The 17,799-nt window shown below is 60.5% G+C and carries 20 protein-coding genes; 11 read left to right on the top strand and 9 right to left on the bottom strand.

Going from position 1 to position 17,799, the window contains the following annotated elements; translation table 11 throughout:
- The first annotated feature begins 263 nt into the window (after window positions 1-263).
- The gene (gene rhtA / locus N8H71_RS08830; protein WP_262193672.1) at window positions 264-1,151 is read left to right on the top strand and encodes a threonine/homoserine exporter RhtA; all 888 of its coding nucleotides are present in this window, start codon (window positions 264-266) and stop codon (window positions 1,149-1,151) included.
- Between the two features lie 169 nt (window positions 1,152-1,320).
- On the top strand, window positions 1,321-1,602 hold the full coding sequence (locus N8H71_RS08825; RefSeq protein WP_085683360.1) for a hypothetical protein: 282 nt from the start codon (window positions 1,321-1,323) through the stop codon (window positions 1,600-1,602).
- A 10-nt stretch (window positions 1,603-1,612) separates the two neighbouring features.
- Here the strand turns inward: N8H71_RS08825 and N8H71_RS08820 are convergent, their stop codons facing one another.
- Entirely contained in the window at window positions 1,613-2,182 is a 570-nt protein-coding gene (locus N8H71_RS08820; RefSeq protein ID WP_262193671.1) for a TetR/AcrR family transcriptional regulator, read from the bottom strand.
- A gap of 92 nt (window positions 2,183-2,274) precedes the next feature.
- On the opposite strand from N8H71_RS08820, the gene N8H71_RS08815 reads away from it, so the two are divergent.
- Together N8H71_RS08815 and N8H71_RS08810 are read left to right on the top strand one after the other, a co-directional pair.
- A complete protein-coding gene (locus N8H71_RS08815; protein ID WP_262193670.1) occupies window positions 2,275-3,003 on the top strand; it encodes an SDR family oxidoreductase in 729 nt (242 codons plus the stop codon).
- Between the two features lie 33 nt (window positions 3,004-3,036).
- Window positions 3,037-3,636 carry a 2-hydroxychromene-2-carboxylate isomerase gene (locus N8H71_RS08810; RefSeq protein ID WP_262193669.1) on the top strand — a complete coding sequence of 200 codons (600 nt, stop codon included), beginning with the start codon at window positions 3,037-3,039 and terminating at the stop codon, window positions 3,634-3,636.
- A gap of 8 nt (window positions 3,637-3,644) precedes the next feature.
- Here N8H71_RS08810 and N8H71_RS08805 read toward each other — a convergent pair whose 3' ends face one another.
- The 4 genes from N8H71_RS08805 to N8H71_RS08790 form a co-directional block, all read right to left on the bottom strand.
- Window positions 3,645-5,453, bottom strand: coding sequence for an aminopeptidase P family protein (locus N8H71_RS08805; RefSeq protein ID WP_262193668.1), 1,809 nt, complete (start codon window positions 5,451-5,453; stop codon window positions 3,645-3,647).
- 57 nt (window positions 5,454-5,510) lie between these two features.
- A complete protein-coding gene (locus N8H71_RS08800) occupies window positions 5,511-6,677 on the bottom strand; it encodes an aminotransferase class V-fold PLP-dependent enzyme (RefSeq protein ID WP_262193667.1) in 1,167 nt (388 codons plus the stop codon).
- Window positions 6,678-6,883: 206 nt separating this feature from the next.
- Window positions 6,884-7,498, bottom strand: coding sequence for a LysE family translocator (locus N8H71_RS08795; RefSeq protein WP_230732312.1), 615 nt, complete (start codon window positions 7,496-7,498; stop codon window positions 6,884-6,886).
- Window positions 7,499-7,599: 101 nt separating this feature from the next.
- Window positions 7,600-7,869, bottom strand: a complete 270-nt coding sequence (locus N8H71_RS08790; RefSeq protein ID WP_262193666.1) for a hypothetical protein — start codon at window positions 7,867-7,869, stop codon at window positions 7,600-7,602.
- A gap of 389 nt (window positions 7,870-8,258) precedes the next feature.
- Between N8H71_RS08790 and msuE the strand changes: the two genes are divergently transcribed.
- Genes msuE through N8H71_RS08770 form a run of 4 tightly spaced genes read left to right on the top strand, consistent with a single transcriptional unit; the run spans window position 8,259 to window position 12,303 of the window.
- Window positions 8,259-8,822, top strand: coding sequence for an FMN reductase (gene msuE / locus N8H71_RS08785; protein WP_007955830.1), 564 nt, complete (start codon window positions 8,259-8,261; stop codon window positions 8,820-8,822).
- Window positions 8,823-8,832: 10 nt separating this feature from the next.
- The gene (gene ssuD / locus N8H71_RS08780; RefSeq protein WP_007955828.1) at window positions 8,833-9,978 is read left to right on the top strand and encodes an FMNH2-dependent alkanesulfonate monooxygenase; all 1,146 of its coding nucleotides are present in this window, start codon (window positions 8,833-8,835) and stop codon (window positions 9,976-9,978) included.
- Between the two features lie 10 nt (window positions 9,979-9,988).
- On the top strand, window positions 9,989-11,176 hold the full coding sequence (locus N8H71_RS08775) for an acyl-CoA dehydrogenase family protein (RefSeq protein ID WP_262193665.1): 1,188 nt from the start codon (window positions 9,989-9,991) through the stop codon (window positions 11,174-11,176).
- A 23-nt stretch (window positions 11,177-11,199) separates the two neighbouring features.
- Window positions 11,200-12,303, top strand: coding sequence for a sigma-54 interaction domain-containing protein (locus N8H71_RS08770; protein WP_262193664.1), 1,104 nt, complete (start codon window positions 11,200-11,202; stop codon window positions 12,301-12,303).
- Here the strand turns inward: N8H71_RS08770 and N8H71_RS08765 are convergent.
- Complete coding sequence (locus tag N8H71_RS08765) at window positions 12,300-12,665, bottom strand: antibiotic biosynthesis monooxygenase (RefSeq protein ID WP_192561854.1); 366 nt, start codon at window positions 12,663-12,665, stop codon at window positions 12,300-12,302. The genes N8H71_RS08770 and N8H71_RS08765 overlap by 4 nt on opposite strands.
- A gap of 90 nt (window positions 12,666-12,755) precedes the next feature.
- Between N8H71_RS08765 and soxR the strand changes: the two genes are divergently transcribed.
- Complete coding sequence (gene soxR, locus N8H71_RS08760) at window positions 12,756-13,214, top strand: redox-sensitive transcriptional activator SoxR (protein ID WP_262193663.1); 459 nt, start codon at window positions 12,756-12,758, stop codon at window positions 13,212-13,214.
- Window positions 13,215-13,250: 36 nt separating this feature from the next.
- On the opposite strand, the gene N8H71_RS08755 is transcribed toward soxR, so the two are convergent.
- From N8H71_RS08755 to N8H71_RS08745, 3 genes are all read right to left on the bottom strand, one after another.
- Complete coding sequence (locus N8H71_RS08755) at window positions 13,251-14,021, bottom strand: MetQ/NlpA family ABC transporter substrate-binding protein (protein WP_262193662.1); 771 nt, start codon at window positions 14,019-14,021, stop codon at window positions 13,251-13,253.
- Between the two features lie 73 nt (window positions 14,022-14,094).
- Window positions 14,095-14,760, bottom strand: coding sequence for a methionine ABC transporter permease (locus N8H71_RS08750; protein WP_262193661.1), 666 nt, complete (start codon window positions 14,758-14,760; stop codon window positions 14,095-14,097).
- Between the two features lie 2 nt (window positions 14,761-14,762).
- Window positions 14,763-15,977, bottom strand: a complete 1,215-nt coding sequence (locus N8H71_RS08745; protein WP_262193660.1) for an SfnB family sulfur acquisition oxidoreductase — start codon at window positions 15,975-15,977, stop codon at window positions 14,763-14,765.
- A gap of 271 nt (window positions 15,978-16,248) precedes the next feature.
- Here N8H71_RS08745 and N8H71_RS08740 point away from each other — a divergent pair, with 271 nt between their 5' ends.
- Complete coding sequence (locus N8H71_RS08740; protein ID WP_085607067.1) at window positions 16,249-16,707, top strand: VOC family protein; 459 nt, start codon at window positions 16,249-16,251, stop codon at window positions 16,705-16,707.
- A gap of 140 nt (window positions 16,708-16,847) precedes the next feature.
- The gene (locus tag N8H71_RS08735) at window positions 16,848-17,723 is read left to right on the top strand and encodes an alpha/beta fold hydrolase (RefSeq protein ID WP_262193659.1); all 876 of its coding nucleotides are present in this window, start codon (window positions 16,848-16,850) and stop codon (window positions 17,721-17,723) included.
- Window positions 17,724-17,799 lie beyond the last annotated feature (76 nt).

Here is a 17,799-nt window from a genome sequence, read left to right as displayed (position 1 = left end):
CATTTCCAACTCCTTCCAGGCTTCGATGAACTGAAGCGACCCGCTTTCGAAACCTACTTAACTCATTGAATCTCAAGAAGTTTTCCGTTTCGACTGCGCCAGAAGTGGGGCGGATTATAGAGACTCAGAATCTGCCGTCAACCCCTAATTTGAGTTTTCTATCAAGAGATGGAAAAAGGTCGCTCCTATATAGACGCAAACGCAACGAGTGCGCACTATATTGCCCAACACACCTCAGTTCTTTCCCCGGATGATGCCTCGTAATGAACGACCAGCCTCGCAGCCTTGCCTCAACCCTGTTTCCGGTTGGCCTTCTATTAATAGCCATGGCATCAATCCAGTCCGGCGCTTCACTGGCTAAAAGCATGTTCCCCATCGTTGGCGCTCAAGGAACGACAACGCTGCGCCTGATCTTTGCCAGCGTGATCATGCTGTTACTGCTCAAACCCTGGAGAGCGACGCTGACAGCCAAGTCGCTGCGCACAGTGATTGTCTACGGGATGGCGCTGGGTGGGATGAACTTCCTCTTCTATATGTCGTTACGCACTGTTCCACTCGGCATTGCAGTCGCCCTCGAGTTCACCGGCCCGCTTGCGGTGGCCATTTATGCCTCGCGGCGCGCGATCGACTTTCTCTGGATTGCCCTGGCTGCCATCGGCTTGTTGCTGTTGATACCGACCGGCGCTACGACAGCGGGTATCGATCTGGTCGGTGCAGGCTATGCGCTGGGAGCCGGCGTTTGCTGGGCGCTATACATTCTGTTCGGCCAGAAGGCCGGCGCAGACAACGGCGTAACCACCGCAGCGCTTGGCGTGATGATTGCCGCCCTGTTCGTCGCCCCCATTGGCATTGTCCATGCCGGAAGCGCGCTACTCACACCCGCGCTGATTCCGATTGCCATTGGAGTCGCGATTTTGTCCACCGCCCTGCCCTACACACTGGAAATGGTCGCCCTCACCCGCATGCCCGCCCGCACCTTCGGCACGTTGATGAGCATCGAACCGGCCTTTGGGGCTCTGTCAGGTCTGCTATTCCTTCAGGAATACCTTTCTTTGTCACAATGGATGGCGATCCTGTGCATTATTCTGGCATCCGTCGGCGCAACCATGACGATGGGCAGCACTGCCAAACCCGCCATCGCGGCGGATTGAAAGGGGATTGAACGAAGGTCTGGCAATTGGCGCTCATTTAGGCCATGTTTAGCGTCGCAACCCAATGCCATACATGGATTTTTTCGGATAGGGATATCGGAACGCTTCAAGCGCGAGCGCATACAGGCAGACCCGAGCGCCAGACTCGAGGCCGCCAATAAGGACGGTAATGAAACGAATTTTGATACTGATCGCCATCCTCGCCGTTGCAGGCTGCGCGGCGACGTCGAAGACCCAGGTCAAGCATGGCAAGAAAGGGCTGCACATCAACTGTTCGGGGTTGTCTTCCTCTTGGGACAAGTGCTACACCAGCGCCGCGAACTCTTGCGCACCGAAGGGCTACAAGGTCATCGCAAAATCAGGTGATACCGTGGAAGAACCGGGTGATTACCCCTTCGGCCTCAACCCCGCCGGTTACACCAGCCGCAGCATGATCGTCATCTGCAAATAAACCATCGCCGCTACTGCGCTCGCGAAGCGGCGAGCCGGTGCCCGATCTCTTCATGACAGGAGTTCAGCACCCGTTGCTGAATCCTGGGCGACGCCAGCATACGCGCCACCACCAATGCCCCGACACATTGCGCCAGAATGGCCCAGGCCAGGCTGTCGCTTTCCAGAATCCGCGCCCAACTTTCCTGAAGCTTGCAAATCCACAACTCGGCCTGCTCCCGCACAACCACATCCGAACGCGCGATCTCGGCGCCCAGCGCAGGTATTGCACAGCCCAGTTCAGGCTGCTCGACATGGGCCATGTTCAGATACAGTTTCAGGCACCGCTCTAGCCGTTCGCGATCCTGCGTACCCTGCCCGCCCAAACGCTCAAGACTCTGGCACAACTCACGCTCGACGATAGCCGCGAACAACGCGTCCTTGGACGAGAAATGACTGTAGAACGCAGCCCCGCTCAAGCCGATCGCTTTCATCAGACCATCGACGCCCATTGACGAAAACCCGTTCTGTTTCGCAGAAAGCGAGCTGCTTTGCAGAAGCTTTTCCTTGGTTTCCAGCTTGTGACCGGCGGAGTAACGCATGTATTTGTCCTCGCAATGGGCTGCCTTGACGCTGAGCAAATCCTAGCATAACGTTCGTTCACTTAACGATCGTTTACTAAAGGGATCCACCCATGAATAACAAGAAGGTCGTATTGGTTGTCGGTGCAGGTGATGCCACGGGCGGCGCCATCGCCAAGCGGTTCGCCAAGGAAGGTTTCGTCGCGTGCGTCACGCGGCGCAGCGCCGACAAATTACAGCCGTTGGTGGAAGCCATTCAGGCGGACGGCGGTGAAGCCCACGGTTTTGCCTGCGACGCACGCAAGGAAGAAGACGTAATTGCGCTGATCGAAGATATCGAAACTCGTCTCGGGCCGATTGAAGCATTCGTTTTCAACATCGGCGCCAACGTGCCCTGCAGCATCCTCGAAGAAACCGCCCGCAAGTATTTCAAAATCTGGGAAATGGCCTGTTTCTCCGGATTCCTCAATGCCCGGGAAGTCGCCAAACGGATGGTGACCCGTCGTCGCGGCACGATTCTGTTCACCGGTGCCACCGCCGGTTTGCGTGGTGCCTCCGGATTCGCCGCATTCGCCGGGGCCAAGCACGGCATCCGGGCTCTGGCACAAAGCATGGCCAGAGAGCTGGGGCCGATGAACATCCACGTCGCCCACGTCGTGGTCGATGGCGCCATCGATACGGATTTCATCCGCGACAATTTCCCTGATAAATATGCCACCAAGGATCAGGACGGCATTCTCAACCCCGAACATATCGCCGATAACTATTGGTATCTGCATAGCCAGCCACGGGACGCCTGGACGTTCGAGCTGGATCTGCGCCCGTGGAACGAACGCTGGTAATCCCTCCAATAACAAAAACAGAGTGCAGCGATAATGAGCAAAACCGTGGAGTTCTATTTCGATCTTGGCAGCCCGGCGACTTACCTGGCGTATACCCAGCTGCCGAAAATCTGCGCCGACAACGATGCAGAATTGATCTACATCCCGATGCTGCTGGGCGGAGTGTTCAAAGCCACCGGTAACGCATCACCTGCGATGATTCCGGCCAAGGGTCGGTACATGTTTCAGGACCTCGACCGCTATGCGCAACGGTACGGTGTAGTGTTGAAATTCAATCCGCACTTTCCGATCAATACGCTGATGCTGATGCGCGCTGTTACCGGCATGCAATTGCGCCATCCGGAACGCTTTCAGGCATTTATCGACTGTCTGTTCAACGCACTCTGGGTTGAAGGACGCTGCCTGGATGATCCGGCAACGGTTGGGGCGGTATTGATCGAGAACGGATTCGATCCTGACGAAGTGCTGGCACTGACCAACGACGACGCCGTGAAAGGGGCGCTCAAGGAAAACACCGAAATCGCCGTTAAACGTGGCGTGTTCGGTGCTCCAAGCATGTTCGTCGGTGACCAAATGTTCTTCGGCCAGGATCGACTTGAATTCGTCGAACAGGCGCTGCAAGCAGCGCCTTAGCGGTTGGGTCAAATCGCGGCGGTACGAGTGTTCAACCACTCCAGCGCCGCACCTTCAAGCAGCGGGCTCAGACGCTCGCGCACTTCGGCGTGATAGGCGTTGAACCACTGCTTCTCTTCCTGCGTCAGCAACGACGGTTCCAGGCAGCGGGTGTCGATCGGGCACAGGGTCAGGGTTTCGAACTTGAGGAATTCGCCGAACTCGCTGCTTCCCGCTTCAACGTTCATCGCCAGGTTCTCGATGCGCACACCCCAGCGGCCCGGACGATACGTACCCGGTTCGATAGAGGTGATCATCCCTGGCTGCATGGCAGTCTGTGGCGCCGGCGCAGCCTGATAGGCGATCACCTGCGGACCTTCGTGCACGTTGAGGAAGTAACCCACGCCATGGCCGGTGCCATGGCCGTAATCCACGTTTTCAGCCCAGATCGGCGCACGGGCAATCGCATCCAGCAGCGGCGACAGAATGCCTTTCGGGAAATGTGCGCGGGACAACGCAATCACGCCTTTCAGGACACGAGTGCAATCGCGCTTCTGCTCTTCGGTTGGCGTGCCGACCGCCACCATCCGCGTGATGTCGGTAGTGCCGCCCAGGTATTGACCGCCGGAGTCAATCAGCAGCAGGCCATCACCCTCGATCACCGCGTGTTCTTCCGGGGTGGCGTGGTAATGCGGCATAGCGCCATTGGCGTTGAACGCGGCAATGGTATTGAAGCTCAGCGACACATAATCCGGACGACGCTCACGCGCTGCCGTGAGTTTTTCGTCGATGGTCAGTTCGGTAATGCGCTCACGACCCCAGGCCGATTCCAGCCAGGTGAAAAACTCGCACAGCGCCGCGCCGTCCTGCTCCATCGCCTGACGAATGTGCTCGGCATCCGCCGGGCTTTTTTGTGATTTGGCCAATGTGGTCGGATTCAGGCCTTCGACCAGTTTCACGCCGCTGTCGAGGTTGCCCAGCAGGCCACTGGTCACCCGCGCCGGATCCACCAGCAGGCTCGCGTCGTTCGGGATCGCAGCCAAGGCCTCGGCAACTTCGCTGTAGTCGCGCAAAGTCACACCGTCCTTTTCCAGCACGGCGCGCAGATCAGCGTCGACCTTGCTCAACGCCACAAACAGCGTGGCCTGTTGCTGGCTGATCAGCGCGAAGGATACGAATACCGGGTTGAACGACACATCGCCGCCACGCAGGTTGAACAGCCAGGCGATGTCGTCGAGGGTGGCAATGAAATGCCAATCGGCGCCACGCTCCTGGAGGGTTTCGCGCAGTTTGGCGAGTTTCTCGCCACGGCTGACAGTCGCCTGCGGCGGCAGGTGCGGGTAGATCGGCGCGTTTGGCAACGCCGGGCGATCGCTCCAGACCTCTTTCAACAAGTCGATGTCGGTACGCAGACTGGCGCCCCGCGCTTCGAGCTTGCTGCCCAGCGTGCGCGCCGACGCGACAGCCATCACTGCACCGTCGACCGCGACCACGCCACCTTCCGGTGTCTGCTCGGCCAGCCAGTCCAGCGGGCTCGGCTGACCCGGTTGCAGTTTCACCAGCTCGATGCCGCTGCCCTTGAGTTCCTTGGTCGCCTGTTCCCAGTAGCGGCTGTCGGCCCAGACCCCGGCGAAATCGGTGGTGACAATCAACGTGCCGACCGAGCCATGGAAACCCGACAGCCATTGCCGGCCCTGCCAGTAACCCGGCAGGTATTCCGACAGGTGCGGGTCGGCGGACGGCACCAGCAACGCGTGGATACCTTCGCGACGCATCAGTTCACGGGTGTGCGCGAGGCGCTGGGGAACCGTTCCTTCGGTCAAAGTCTGGGTACTCATCATGTCTCCTGCCAATCACTTCATCGTTATTGTTCGGTGCCGTTCAAAGCCGGCTCGTTAAAGCCCTGTCGCCCAGAATGCCGGAGCACTGGCGCAGGCGGTCTTGATCAGTTCTACAGCCTTGTCGATGTCTTCGGCTGTGGTGAAACGACCGAGACTCAGGCGAATCGTGCGCCCCGCCAGGTGCGCGTCATGCCCCAATGCCAGCAAGACGTGGGACGGTGTGTTGCTGGCGGAATTGCAGGCCGAAGTCGCGGAAAACGCAATCGAATGGCTCAGCGCCGCCGGGTTGAACTCGCCTTCGCTGAAGGTCAGGCTCAAGGTGTGCGGGATACGTTGGGTGCTGCTGCCGTTGAGGCGCACGCCGGGCAGGCTCAAGAGTTGTTCGAGCAATCGCTCGCGCAACGCGACGATGGTTTTCTTCTCGTCATGAAAGGCCTCGGCAGCCAGGGCAAATGCCGAGCCCATGGCAGCAATCTGGTGAGTGGCCAGCGTACCGGAACGCAAGCCGCCCTCGTGACCACCACCGTGAATCTGCGCCTGCAAACGCTGTTGCGCACGCGGGCCGACGTACAACGCGCCGATGCCTTTGGGGCCGTAAAGTTTGTGCGCCGAAAACGACATCAGGTCCACCGGCCATTGCGCCAGATCGATCACGACCTTGCCGGCGCCCTGGGCCGCATCGACGTGAAACAACGCCCCACGCCCACGCACCACTTCGCCGATGGCCGGGATGTCGTTGACGGTGCCGAGTTCGTTGTTGACCAGCATCAGCGACACCAGAAAGGTGTCATCGCGCATCGCTTCGCTGACTGCTTGCGGGGTGATCAGACCTTCCGCGTCCGGCACCAGATAAGTGACGGCGACACCGGCGTCCTGCAATTGCCGGGCGGTGTCGAGGATGGCCTTGTGTTCGATCTGACTGGTGATGATATGGCCGCCGGGCACACCACGGGCCTGGGCCACGCCTTTGAGGGCGAGATTGTTGGATTCGGTGGCGCCGGAGGTCCAGACGATCTGATGCGCCTGGGCGCCGACCAGTTCGGCGACTTGCCGGCGAGCGTTCTCGACCGTTTGCCGGGCCTGCTGGCCGAAGGCGTGGGAACTGGAAGCCGGGTTGCCGAAGTTACCGTTGAAACCCAGACACTCGATCATCACCTGGATGACCCGCTCGTCCACCGGGGTGGTGGCGGCGTAATCGAAATACAGCGGACGTGTGTTCATAAAAAGACTCGCAGAGCGTGTTCCGGGATCAGGAAGCTCGTGTCTACAAACGGCACGACGCAGCCTTGTGAGCTGCGTCCGGGTTCGAGAGCGTCATCAATACCTGATCGGATGCCGTTAAAGAAGAACAACTTCATTTAAAAGTGCGTAGGAACGCTCCTGAACGCGACTTTAACAGGCATCGGGCCAGCGGTTGTAGCACTGCGTCAGCTAAAGCTTTCAAGGAGTAACGGATACAGCGAAATCACCAGCAGCGCCGCCATGCCCCAGTTGAACACCCGCAACCAGCGACGATCCTTCAGTACGTTGCGCAACAGAGTCCCGCACGCAGCCCAGACGCCGACGCTTGGCAGGTTGATGATGGCGAACACTGCCGCAATCACGATCACGTTGGTGAAGTAGCCCTGCATGGGTGTGTAGGTGCTGATCGCACCGATGGCCATGATCCAGGCCTTGGGATTGACCCACTGGAAAGCCGCCGCGCCGAGATAGCTGATCGGTTTTGCCTCGCCCTGCTCGCTGTCGCCAACCGGACCGGAATGGGCGATCTTCCAGGCCAGATAGAGCAAGTACGCCGCGCCGATATAACGCAGGACGGTATAAAGAAGTGGATAAGTCTGAAACACCGCGCCCAGGCCAAAACCCACCGCCACTACCAGCACGAAGAAGCCACAGGTAATGCCGAGCATATGGGGAATGGTACGGTTAAAGCCGAAGTTCACCCCCGATGCCAGCAACATGGTGTTGTTCGGCCCCGGTGTGATCGAGGTGACAAGGGCAAACAGGGCAAAGCCCAGTAGCAGGTCGAGCGAGAGGGTCATGGCAGGCAGTCCGTCAGGGTCATTCAGGTGTTGACCCTATCCCACGGCGCCGCGCAAACCCACGGACAGTTGGATAAAACTTCGAGCAGTACAGTTACGAATCAGCTAGGACGACCGTGCAGCTGTACGGTCCGCTCGGCGCTCATTTCACCCTTGTTGTCGAAACCGAAAGTCTTCTGCGGCTGCCCGAGCAATTCGGCTTTTTTCGCATGATATTCCTCGAAGGACAGGCCGCGACGGTTCAAGGTTTCGAGGGCCAGTTCGCGGGTTTCTTCCGCTGTGTATGGGCGAAGTTCCGGGGAAACGTGGCTCGCGCAACCGGCGAGAACGGAGACAGCGAGCATCAGCGAAACAGTCAGTAAACGATTCATGGGAGCGTCCTGGCGAGCAGTGTGGGTCGATGGAGAAAGGCTACGCCCGGGCACGCTCTGGCAGAAATCAACGCTCTCAATAGTGGCTATCAGAATTCGGGCAGGCTTCGCCCTTCATATTCAAAAAAGACCTATCAATATCAATTAACAGTCTTTTACGGAATAACAGTCAGCCTTTATAAATCCTTCATCGCGTTTGGCACTGTTGCTCCAGCAACTGTTTCCCAGGCAACAGCGGTTCAACAAACCGGCCTGAAAGTCACACGAGCACAGCCACCGAAAACGCTCAAAGCCCCGGAATACGGGCCTTACAGGAATTGGTACAGCGCTTGCTCTGCTCCAGTGACTACTCACTGCTCGCCGAGCAACTGTTGAAAAAGGAACTGACCATGTCGCGTCCACTGAAAGTCGTCGCCCTGTCCGGCGGAACCTGGCGTCCATCCCGCACCCTGGTGCTGACCCAGGCCCTGCTGGCCGAATTGTCCGGGCACCTGCCGGTCGAGAGCCACCTGATCGAACTCGGTGACATCGCCCGCCCGCTCGGCGCCGCGCTGTCCCGTCAAGAACTGCCGGCCGAGATCGAAGCCGAGCTGCAGGCCATCGAACAGGCTGACCTGCTGATCGTCGCGGCGCCGGTATATCGCGGTTCCTATCCGGGACTGCTCAAGCATTTGTTCGACCTGATCGACCTGAATGCGCTGATCGACACCCCTGTACTGCTCGCCGCCACCGGTGGCAGTGAACGCCATGCGTTGGTCCTCGATCATCAGTTGCGCCCACTGTTCAGTTTCTTCCAGGCCGTGACCCTGCCGATTGGCGTGTACGCCACCGAAGCCGATTTCGCCGACTACCAGATCACCAGCGAACCGCTAAAAGCGCGCATCCGACTGGCCGCCGAACGCGCCGCGCCGCTGTTCGGCACCCACATCAAACCGTTGCTGAAAATCGCTTAAGGAGCTGTTCATGGATGTTTTCTGGTTCCTGCCGACCCACGGCGACGGTCACTATCTGGGCACCACTCAAGGCGCGCGCCCGGTTACCCTCAATTACCTGAAACAGGTGGCGCAAGCCGCCGACAGCCTCGGTTACCACGGCGTGCTGATTCCCACCGGCCGTTCCTGCGAAGACTCGTGGGTGATCGCCTCGGCGCTGGTGCCGCTGACCGAACGCCTGCGTTATCTGGTGGCGATCCGTCCGGGGATCATTTCGCCGACTGTCTCGGCGCGCATGGCCGCGACCCTGGATCGATTGTCCAACGGCCGCTTGCTGATCAACGTCGTGACCGGCGGTGACCCCGACGAAAACCGTGGCGACGGCAGCTTTCTCAGCCACAGCGAACGCTACGAAGTCACCGACGAATTCCTCAAGATCTGGCGCCGGGTGTTGCAAGGCGAGGCGGTAGATTTCGAAGGCAAACACCTGAAGGTGCAGAACGCCAAGGCGCTGTATCCGCCGGTGCAGAAACCCTATCCGCCGCTGTACTTCGGCGGTTCCTCCGACGCGGCCCACGATCTGGCCGCCGAGCAGGTCGACGTGTACCTGACCTGGGGCGAACCACCGGCCGCCGTCGCCGAAAAACTCGCCGACGTACGCGAACGCGCCGCCCGTCACGGGCGCAAAGTGAAGTTCGGCATTCGCCTGCACGTGATCGTGCGCGAGACCGCCGAAGAAGCCTGGAAAGCCGCCGACAAACTGATCGAGCACATCAGCGACGAAACCATCGAGGCCGCACAAAAATCCTTTTCGCGTTTCGACTCCGAAGGCCAGCGGCGCATGGCCGCCCTGCACGACGGGCGCCGCGACAACCTGGAAATCGCCCCCAACCTGTGGGCCGGCGTCGGCCTGGTGCGCGGCGGTGCCGGCACTGCGCTGGTGGGTGATCCGCAACAAGTGGCAGCGCGAATCAAGGAATACGCGGATCTGGGCATCGAGAGCTTCATCTTCTCCGGCTACCCGCATCTCGAAGAGGCCTACCGCTTTGCCGAGCTGGTGTTCCCGCTGTTGCCCGAGCCGTATGCGAGCCTGGCCGGACGCGGCGTGACCAACCTCACCGGGCCGTTTGGCGAAATGATCGCCAACGATGTACTGCCCGCCAAAGCCAACGCTTGAGGAAGACCGAGTGACTGCCAAACCGCAAAGCACGCTGCTCTCCCCGTTGCAGACCGCCCGCCAACTGGCCGCCGAATTTGCCCTGACCGCCGTCGAGCGCGACGAGCGTGGCGGCACACCGAAAGCCGAACGTGACGCCCTGCGCGACAGCGGTCTGCTGGCCCTGAGCATTCCCACCCGTTACGGTGGCCTCGGCGCGCGCTGGAGCGAAACCCTGGAAGTCGTGCGCGAGTTCGCCAAGGTCGACAGCTCGATCGCCCACGTCTTCGGTTTTCATCATTTGATGCTCGCCACCGTCCGGTTGTTTTCCCGCCCGGAACAATGGCAGCCGTGGTTCGAACAGACCGCGCGGCAGAACTGGTTCTGGGGCAACGCGCTCAATCCGCTGGACACCCGCACCGTGGTCAAGGATCTGAGCGGCTGGCGCGAGTTTTCCGGCAAGAAGAGCTTCTGCTCCGGCGCCAGCGACTCACAGATGCTGATCGCCTCGGCGGTCGACGAAAGCAACGGCGGCAAACTGCTGATCGCGGCGATCCCCAGCGGCCGCAGCGGCATCACCCTGCACAACGACTGGAACAACATCGGCCAGCGCCAGACCGACAGCGGCAGCGCTACGTTCGAACGAGTCCGGGTAGAAGAATCGGAGCTGCTGCTGGATCCGGGGCCGCTGAGCACCCCGTTCGCCTGCTTGCGCCCATTGATCGCGCAACTGACGTTCACCCACATGTTCCTCGGCATCGCCGAAGGGGCTTTTGAAGAGGCACGGCAATACACCCTGAGTGAAACCCGTGTCTGGCACAAATCCTCGGTGCGCGAGGTGCGTGAAGATCCTTATGTGCTGGCCCACTACGGCGAGTTCTGGGTCGCCCTCGAAGGCATCCGATTGCTGGTGGAACGCGCCGCTGCGTTGCTCGACGAGGCCTGGGCCAAAGGCCCGAACCTCAGCGCCGAAGAGCGCGGTCATCTGGCCACGGCGATTGCCACCGCCAAGGTCGCCGCCAGCCGCCAGGGCCTGGAGATTTGTAGCCGACTGTTTGAAGTCACCGGCGCCCGTTCGACCCACGCCTCACTGCGCCTCGACCGACACTGGCGCAACCTGCGCACGCAAACCCTGCACGACCCGCTGGATTACAAACTCCACGAGCTGGGCGACTGGGCGCTGAACCAGTCCCTACCGGTACCGACGTTCTATTCCTGATTTCCTTTCGTGGAGCGAGACCCATGCAACTGCTGACCCTGCCGCCCTCACCCGCCCTGGCCACATCGATTCGCGCCACCGCCCAAGTGTTCGAAGACCCGAAATCCCAGGCCCTGCTCGCGCATCTGCAACAGGTCGCGCCGAGCGAAGCCAGCGTGCTGATCATCGGCGAAACCGGCACCGGCAAGGAGTTGGTGGCGCGGCACATCCACAACCTGAGCAACCGGCGTAACCGGCCGTTCATTGCGGTGAACTGCGGCGCGTTTTCCGAATCGCTGGTGGAAGCCGAATTGTTCGGCCATGAAAAAGGCGCCTTCACCGGCGCCCTCAGCGCCAAGGCCGGGTGGTTCGAGGAGGCGGATGGCGGCACCTTGTTCCTCGATGAAATCGGCGATCTGCCGATGGCGATCCAGGTCAAATTGCTGCGGGTGTTGCAGGAACGCGAAGTGGTGCGCCTCGGATCGCGCAAGAGCATTCCCATTGATGTGCGGGTGCTGGCGGCGACCAACGTGCAACTGGAGAAAGCCATCAACGCCGGACATTTCCGCGAGGATCTGTACTACCGGCTGAACGTGGTCAATCTGGAACTGAGCCCGTTGCGCGATCGCCCCGGCGACATCCTGCCGCTGACCCGGCATTTCATCGAGGCCTACAGTCAGCGTCTGGGTTACGGACGCATCACCATCAGCCCCGGCGCCGAACACAAGCTTCGCGGCTACAGTTGGCCGGGCAATATTCGCGAACTGGAAAACGTCATCCATCACACGCTGTTGATCTGCCGTAGCGGCGTGATCGAACGCGACGATCTGCGCCTGTCGAACCTGCGCATCGACCGTCCCGACGATCAGCACGCGACCGCCGACGACTCACCGGAAGCGCTGCTGGAACGCGCCTTCCAGAAACTCTTCGAGCAGCAGGCCGGCGCCCTGCATGAAAAAGTCGAAGACGCGTTGCTGCGCGCGGCTTATCGCTTCTGCCATTACAACCAGGTACACACCGCATCCTTGCTCGGCCTTAGCCGCAACGTCACCCGCACGCGACTGATCAAGATCGGCGAACTGGCGGTGAACAAGCGTCGGCCCACGGAAAACCTGCAAGGCGAGCGCTTGATCCAGCTGTCGATCTAACCGACCAGTTGGCAGTGCAAACCGTCGTCGTGACTGCGGGCGATGCTGCTCAGCACCTGGAATGAACCGAAGGTCACGGTGCGCGCCTGATGGGTGCGGATCAGTTGCCAGAAATCCTGCTCGCCGGTTTCGAAACTCTGGAACGCCGCCTCCCCTGCCTCGCGGGACTGCCATTGCAGAAAGCTCAAGACTCGCCGGCCATCGTCGCTGGCCTGGACGCTCGCGCTGACGAAGCCTGAGTAACGCTGGGCCAGACGTTCGGTCTGCACCGCCAGCGCCGAGACCAGCGCCGGTTGCTGGCCGGGTTCGATTTCAAATTCGATCAATTGGGTAAAGCTGCGGTTTTTCGCTGGTGCTTGCATGACATCCCCACTCTGTCAGACGAATCTTGCGATTCGAAGGCCTGCAGGGTAAAACCTCGACTTAACTAGAGGTCAAGGGGCAATTTGCAAATGATCACTGCGGAAAATGTGCACAAGCAACTGACCGTCGGCGAAGTCGCGACCCGCAGCGGCGTGGCGGTCACCGCCCTGCACTTTTATGAATCCAAGGGTTTGATCAAGAGCCAGCGCAATGCTGGCAATCAGCGGCGTTATCCACGGGAAGTGCTGCGGCGGGTGGCGTTGATCAAAGTGGCGCAGCGGCTGGGCATTCCGCTGGCGGAAATCGGCGAGGCACTGAAGCAGTTGCCAGACAACCGCGCGCCGACGGCGGCGGACTGGAAAGTGTTGTCGGAGCAATGGCGGCGGGAGTTGGACGAGCGGATCAATCAGTTGATGCTGCTGCGGGATCGACTGACCGGTTGCATCGGCTGCGGATGCCTGTCGATGGAGGCCTGCCCGCTGCGCAATCAGGGCGATGTGCTGGGCGAGCAAGGGCCGGGAGCGCACTTTCTCGACGTATCAAAGTGAGGGTTCCCATGCCATGGGAACCCCCAATTCGATCCATCAGAAGCCAGGCGCAATCTGCCCTTTGTAGCGGGTCAGAATGAACTGCCGCACTTCATCGGAATTCAACGCCTTGGCCAGTTTCTGCAGGCCCGGGTCGTTGATGTTGTCGGGACGTGCGACCAGAAACTCGATGTACAGGCTCTTGCCCTTCTCGACGATCAGCGCGCTGTTGGTGTCGATCCCGGCTTCCAGCGCGTAGTTGGCGAACACGAACGCCAGGTCCACCTGACTCACTGAGCGGGCCAGCAACGCGCCTTCCAGCTCACGAATTTTCAGGTGCTTGGGGTTTTCGGCGATGTCGCGCTGGGTGGCCAGGGTGTTGCTCGGATCCTTGAGCTTGATCAGCCCCGCCTCGTGCAACAGCACCAGGGCGCGACCGGTGTTCACCGGGTCATTGGGGATCGACACGCTGGCGCCGTCCTTCAGTTCCGAAATGTTTTTGATCTTGGTCGAGTAAGCGCCGAACGGCTCGATGTGCACGCCGACCACCGGCACCAGATCGGTGTGGCGAGTCTTGTTGAAATCATCGAGAAACGGCCGGTACTGGTAATAGTTGGCGTCGAGGTTTTTCAGCGCCAGTTGCTGGTTGGGCTGGATGAAGTCGGTGAAGACCTTGATGTCCAGATCCACGCCTTCCTTGGCCAGGGTCGGTTTGACGAACTCGAGGATTTCCGCGTGCGGCACCGGGGTGGCACCGACGATCAGTTTTTCGTTGGCATGAGCGCCGAACGACAGAACGGCAGCCAGTACGGCCAGGGTCTTTTTCATGCTGTGCTCCAAGGCAGATTTGAGTGGCCGTCGTGGGGTGAACGTGGGGCCTTTATGGGTTGAAATTGTTTGCTCAGCGTCGGCTGTAGTGCGCCACCAATCGGTCGCCGGTCATTTGCAGGGCCTGCACCAGAATCAGCAGCAACACCACGGTGACCACCATCACGTCGGTCTGAAAACGCTGATAGCCGTAGCGGATCGCCAGATCGCCGAGCCCGCCGCCACCGATCACGCCGGCCATCGCCGTGTAATCCACCAGCACGATGGCGGTGACCGTCACCGCTGCCAGCAACCCGCCACGGGCTTCCGGCAACAGGGTGTGGCGGATGATTTGCCAGGTGTTGGCGCCCATCGCCTGGGTCGCCTCGACCACGCCGCGATCGACTTCGCGCAACGCGGTTTCCACTAGCCGCGCAAAGAACGGTGTGCAGCCGACCACCAGCGGCGGGATGGTCCCGGGCACGCCCAGCGAGGTACCCACCAGCAACGTGGTAAGTGGAATCAGCACGATCAGCAAAATGATGAACGGCAGCGAACGCAGCATGTTCACGATTACCGACAGGACCCGGTACAGGCCGACCGTTTCATGCAACTGGCGCTTGCCGGTGAGAAACAGCAGCAGCCCCAGCGGCAGGCCCAGCAACACCGTGAACAGCAGCGCAGCGCCGAGCATGCTCAGGGTGTCCAGACAGGCCCGGGCGATGTCGGCCCAGTAAATGTGTTTGAACCACTCGGCCATGATCAGGACCAGTCGTGGCGCGGTGGTTTGACGCCGTTGAGCAGCCAGTTGCCGACCACGTGGTATTTCCAGCGCACCGGGTCATGCAGGGTGTGAACCCGGGCGTTGCGCCAGTGGCGGTCGAAGTTGTGCTTCTTCAAGGTCGAGCGGGTGCCACCGAGTTCGAACAGTTTGTTGCTGGCCTCGATGGCGATTTCGGTGGTCAGCACTTTGGCCTTGGCCACGGCCAGGGACGCCAGTGCGACGTTGTCTTCATCCGGCGCCGGACGTGCGGCGTCGAGCGCCCAACCGGCGCGTTCGAGCAAGGCTTCGGCGGCTTCCAGACGAATTTCCAATGCGCCGATCTGAATGATCGTCAGCGGATCTTCGCTGGCTCTTTCCACGCCCGCATCGATCCATGGCCGGGCGAACTGGCGGACGAATTCCACGGTATCGCGCAAGGCTGCCCGGGCGATGCCGGCGTCGATGGCAGCGGTGGTCAACTGAGCGAAAGGCCCGGCCAGGGTCGGGTTCTCGTAGGAACGGTACGTCGGAAACAGATTGAACGGTGCCACCTGTAAATCCTGCGCCAGCACCGTGCCGCTGGAGGTGGTGCGCTGGCCGATGCTGTCCCAGTCGTCGACGATTACCAGCCCCTTTGTACCGCGTTCGACGAACGCCAACTGGCCCTTCTGTTCTTCATCCAGCGCCAGCACCGCCAGCCAGTGGGCGTAGAGCGAACCGGTGCAGTAGCCCTTGCGGCCATTGATCACGAAGCCATCGCCATAACGGCGGATGGTCGTCTGAATGTCTTGCACGTTCTTGCCGCCGGTTTCCGACAGCGCGTTGGCGAAACGATGACCTTGCAGCGCCAGCTCAAAGAAATGCGCCTGCTGCGCCGGCGTGCCTTGCAGGCGGATGTCTTCGAGCAGGCAGTAATGGTTTTGCGGGATCTGCCCGAGGGACGGATCGGCGGCGGAAATGATCGCAATCACCTGCGCCAGCACCGCACAGGACACCTGCGCGCCGCCGTATTCCTTCGGCACGGTGATACCCCACAGGCCACTGTTGGAAAACCGGTCGACGATCTCGGCGGGCACTTCGCGGCTGCGGTCACGCTCGGCGGCGTGTTCCTGCAAGACGGCGGCGACCTGTGCGGCCACGCGCAAGGCTTCGGCGTCGTCGGCGATCCGGTGGGCGGCGGGCGGGTTGATCAGATAAACGGCAGATTCAGACATGGATGACTCTCGGTATCGGTGTTGTACCGGGTCATTGCAGCTTCTGTGCCTGACTGACAGGCCTTGTTTTTCGGGGCTTTCAGAGGTTTCTTGCAGGGTTTGAAGTTAAAAAGCCGCGCATTCTGTTGCTTCACTGTCGATGGCTGAACACTGCTCGTCGGGTACTCGGTCGGGCCCCTGGCACAGGCCTATAGTTGAGCGACCGGTTACCCGGCAAAGGCACGCCTTCCTCCAACAAGAACAGGGCAACAAATAAACAGGGAGTATCGATATGAGCGTCAAACCCATTCCAGAGGGGTATCACAGCATTACCCCGTATCTCGGCATCCATAAGGCTGCCGAAGCCATCGACTTCTATAAAAAGGCGTTCGGTGCCACCGAGGTCATGCGCCTGAGCATGCCCGACGGCGGCATCGGCCACGCGGAACTGCGCATTGGTGATAGCGCGATAATGCTCGGATCGCCTTGCGATCAAGGGCCGTTGAGCAATCCCGACAAAGCGGTGTCGGTCGGTCTGCATCTCTACGTGACCGATGTCGACAAATCCTTCCAGCGTGCGCTGGATGCCGGCGCCACCTCGGTGTCCGAGGTCAAGGATCAGTTCTACGGCGACCGCAGCGGGACATTGAAAGATCCGTATGGGCATTTGTGGTTTCTGGCCACGCGCAAGGAAGACCTGACGCAAGAGCAGATCGAGCAGCGGGCAAAGGAGATGTTTCAGCAGGGTTAGCAATGCCGGGTGTCCATTCCCGCGCAGCGCGCGGGTCTGGGCGAACACGATTCATGAACCGTCGAACCACGCTTAACACCTTGTCATGAACGCCCGGCGATTTCAGGATGCGAACACCCGCCTGAATAAAGGATCACCCGATGTTTGCCGGATTCGTCAAAGACCAGCGCCACGTCAACGGCGTGGACATCACCTACCGACTCGGCGGCAGCGGCCCCGGCCTGCTGCTGTTGCACGGGCACCCGCAGACCCACGTCATCTGGCACAAGATTGCCGAGCAACTGGCGGAGCACTTCACGGTGATCGCCGCCGACCTGCGCGGTTATGGCGACAGCAGTCGCCCGCCGGCCGATGAAACTCACCTCAATTACTCCAAGCGCGAGATGGCCCGCGACGGAGTGGAATTGATGAAAGCGCTGGGTTTCGAGCAATTCTCGATTCTTGCCCACGACCGGGGCGCCCGGGTCGCCCATCGTTTGGCCCTCGATCATCCCGAGGTCGTACAGCGCATGGTTCTGCTGGACATCGCTCCGACCCTGGCGATGTACGCTCAGACCAATGAAGCCTTTGCCCGGGCCTACTGGCACTGGTTCTTCCTGATCCGCCCGGCGCCGTTGCCGGAAACCCTGATCGAAGCCGATCCCGAAGGTTACCTGCGCAGCGTCATGGGCAGTCGCAGCGCCGGGCTCAAGCCGTTCACCGACGAGGCATTCGGGGAATATCTGCGCTGTCTCGAACTTCCGGGCAGCGCACGCGGGATCTGCGAAGACTACCGCGCCAGTGCCGGTGTCGATCTGGAACATGATCGCGCCGACCTCGTTGCCGGCCGTCACCTGAATCGGCCGTTGCTGGTGCTTTGGGGTGCCGAGGGTACGGTCGGTCGTTGCTTCGATCCTCTGAAGGAATGGCGACAAGTTGCTGCCGATGTACGTGGCAAGGCCTTGCCGGCCGGCCATTACCTTGCCGAGGAAGTCCCCGAGCTGTTGCTGGCCGAAGCGCTCGACTTTCTCCGCTGATTTCCTCCCTCAGTCTGGCGGCGCGGGCCGTCAGATCTGCTTCTTCATTTGCATGAATCGGCCGGAATGACACGGA

Source organism: Pseudomonas koreensis, assembly GCF_025447595.1.
GTDB classification, from domain to species: Bacteria; Pseudomonadota; Gammaproteobacteria; order Pseudomonadales; family Pseudomonadaceae; genus Aquipseudomonas; species Aquipseudomonas koreensis_H.
Note: the sequence above shows the minus strand (reverse complement) of the source record. Positions and strands in the feature narration are given on the sequence as shown.

Excerpts from the sequence above, each read along its gene's own strand:
- rhtA (WP_262193672.1), top strand. The coding sequence starts at position 264 with ATGAACGACCAGCCTCGCAGCCTTGCCTCAACCCTGTTTCCGGTTGGC.
- N8H71_RS08825 (WP_085683360.1), top strand. The coding sequence starts at position 1,321 with ATGAAACGAATTTTGATACTGATCGCCATCCTCGCCGTTGCAGGCTGC.
- N8H71_RS08750 (WP_262193661.1), bottom strand. The coding sequence starts at position 14,760 with ATGGCCGAGTGGTTCAAACACATTTACTGGGCCGACATCGCCCGGGCC.
- N8H71_RS08820 (WP_262193671.1), bottom strand. The coding sequence starts at position 2,182 with ATGCGTTACTCCGCCGGTCACAAGCTGGAAACCAAGGAAAAGCTTCTG.
- N8H71_RS08765 (WP_192561854.1), bottom strand. The coding sequence starts at position 12,665 with ATGCAAGCACCAGCGAAAAACCGCAGCTTTACCCAATTGATCGAATTT.
- N8H71_RS08770 (WP_262193664.1), top strand. The coding sequence starts at position 11,200 with ATGCAACTGCTGACCCTGCCGCCCTCACCCGCCCTGGCCACATCGATT.
- N8H71_RS08815 (WP_262193670.1), top strand. The coding sequence starts at position 2,275 with ATGAATAACAAGAAGGTCGTATTGGTTGTCGGTGCAGGTGATGCCACG.
- N8H71_RS08810 (WP_262193669.1), top strand. The coding sequence starts at position 3,037 with ATGAGCAAAACCGTGGAGTTCTATTTCGATCTTGGCAGCCCGGCGACT.
- N8H71_RS08740 (WP_085607067.1), top strand. The coding sequence starts at position 16,249 with ATGAGCGTCAAACCCATTCCAGAGGGGTATCACAGCATTACCCCGTAT.
- N8H71_RS08755 (WP_262193662.1), bottom strand. The coding sequence starts at position 14,021 with ATGAAAAAGACCCTGGCCGTACTGGCTGCCGTTCTGTCGTTCGGCGCT.
- N8H71_RS08800 (WP_262193667.1), bottom strand. The coding sequence starts at position 6,677 with ATGAACACACGTCCGCTGTATTTCGATTACGCCGCCACCACCCCGGTG.
- ssuD (WP_007955828.1), top strand. The coding sequence starts at position 8,833 with ATGGATGTTTTCTGGTTCCTGCCGACCCACGGCGACGGTCACTATCTG.
- soxR (WP_262193663.1), top strand. The coding sequence starts at position 12,756 with ATGATCACTGCGGAAAATGTGCACAAGCAACTGACCGTCGGCGAAGTC.
- N8H71_RS08805 (WP_262193668.1), bottom strand. The coding sequence starts at position 5,453 with ATGAGTACCCAGACTTTGACCGAAGGAACGGTTCCCCAGCGCCTCGCG.
- N8H71_RS08790 (WP_262193666.1), bottom strand. The coding sequence starts at position 7,869 with ATGAATCGTTTACTGACTGTTTCGCTGATGCTCGCTGTCTCCGTTCTC.
- N8H71_RS08795 (WP_230732312.1), bottom strand. The coding sequence starts at position 7,498 with ATGACCCTCTCGCTCGACCTGCTACTGGGCTTTGCCCTGTTTGCCCTT.
- N8H71_RS08745 (WP_262193660.1), bottom strand. The coding sequence starts at position 15,977 with ATGTCTGAATCTGCCGTTTATCTGATCAACCCGCCCGCCGCCCACCGG.
- msuE (WP_007955830.1), top strand. The coding sequence starts at position 8,259 with ATGTCGCGTCCACTGAAAGTCGTCGCCCTGTCCGGCGGAACCTGGCGT.
- N8H71_RS08735 (WP_262193659.1), top strand. The coding sequence starts at position 16,848 with ATGTTTGCCGGATTCGTCAAAGACCAGCGCCACGTCAACGGCGTGGAC.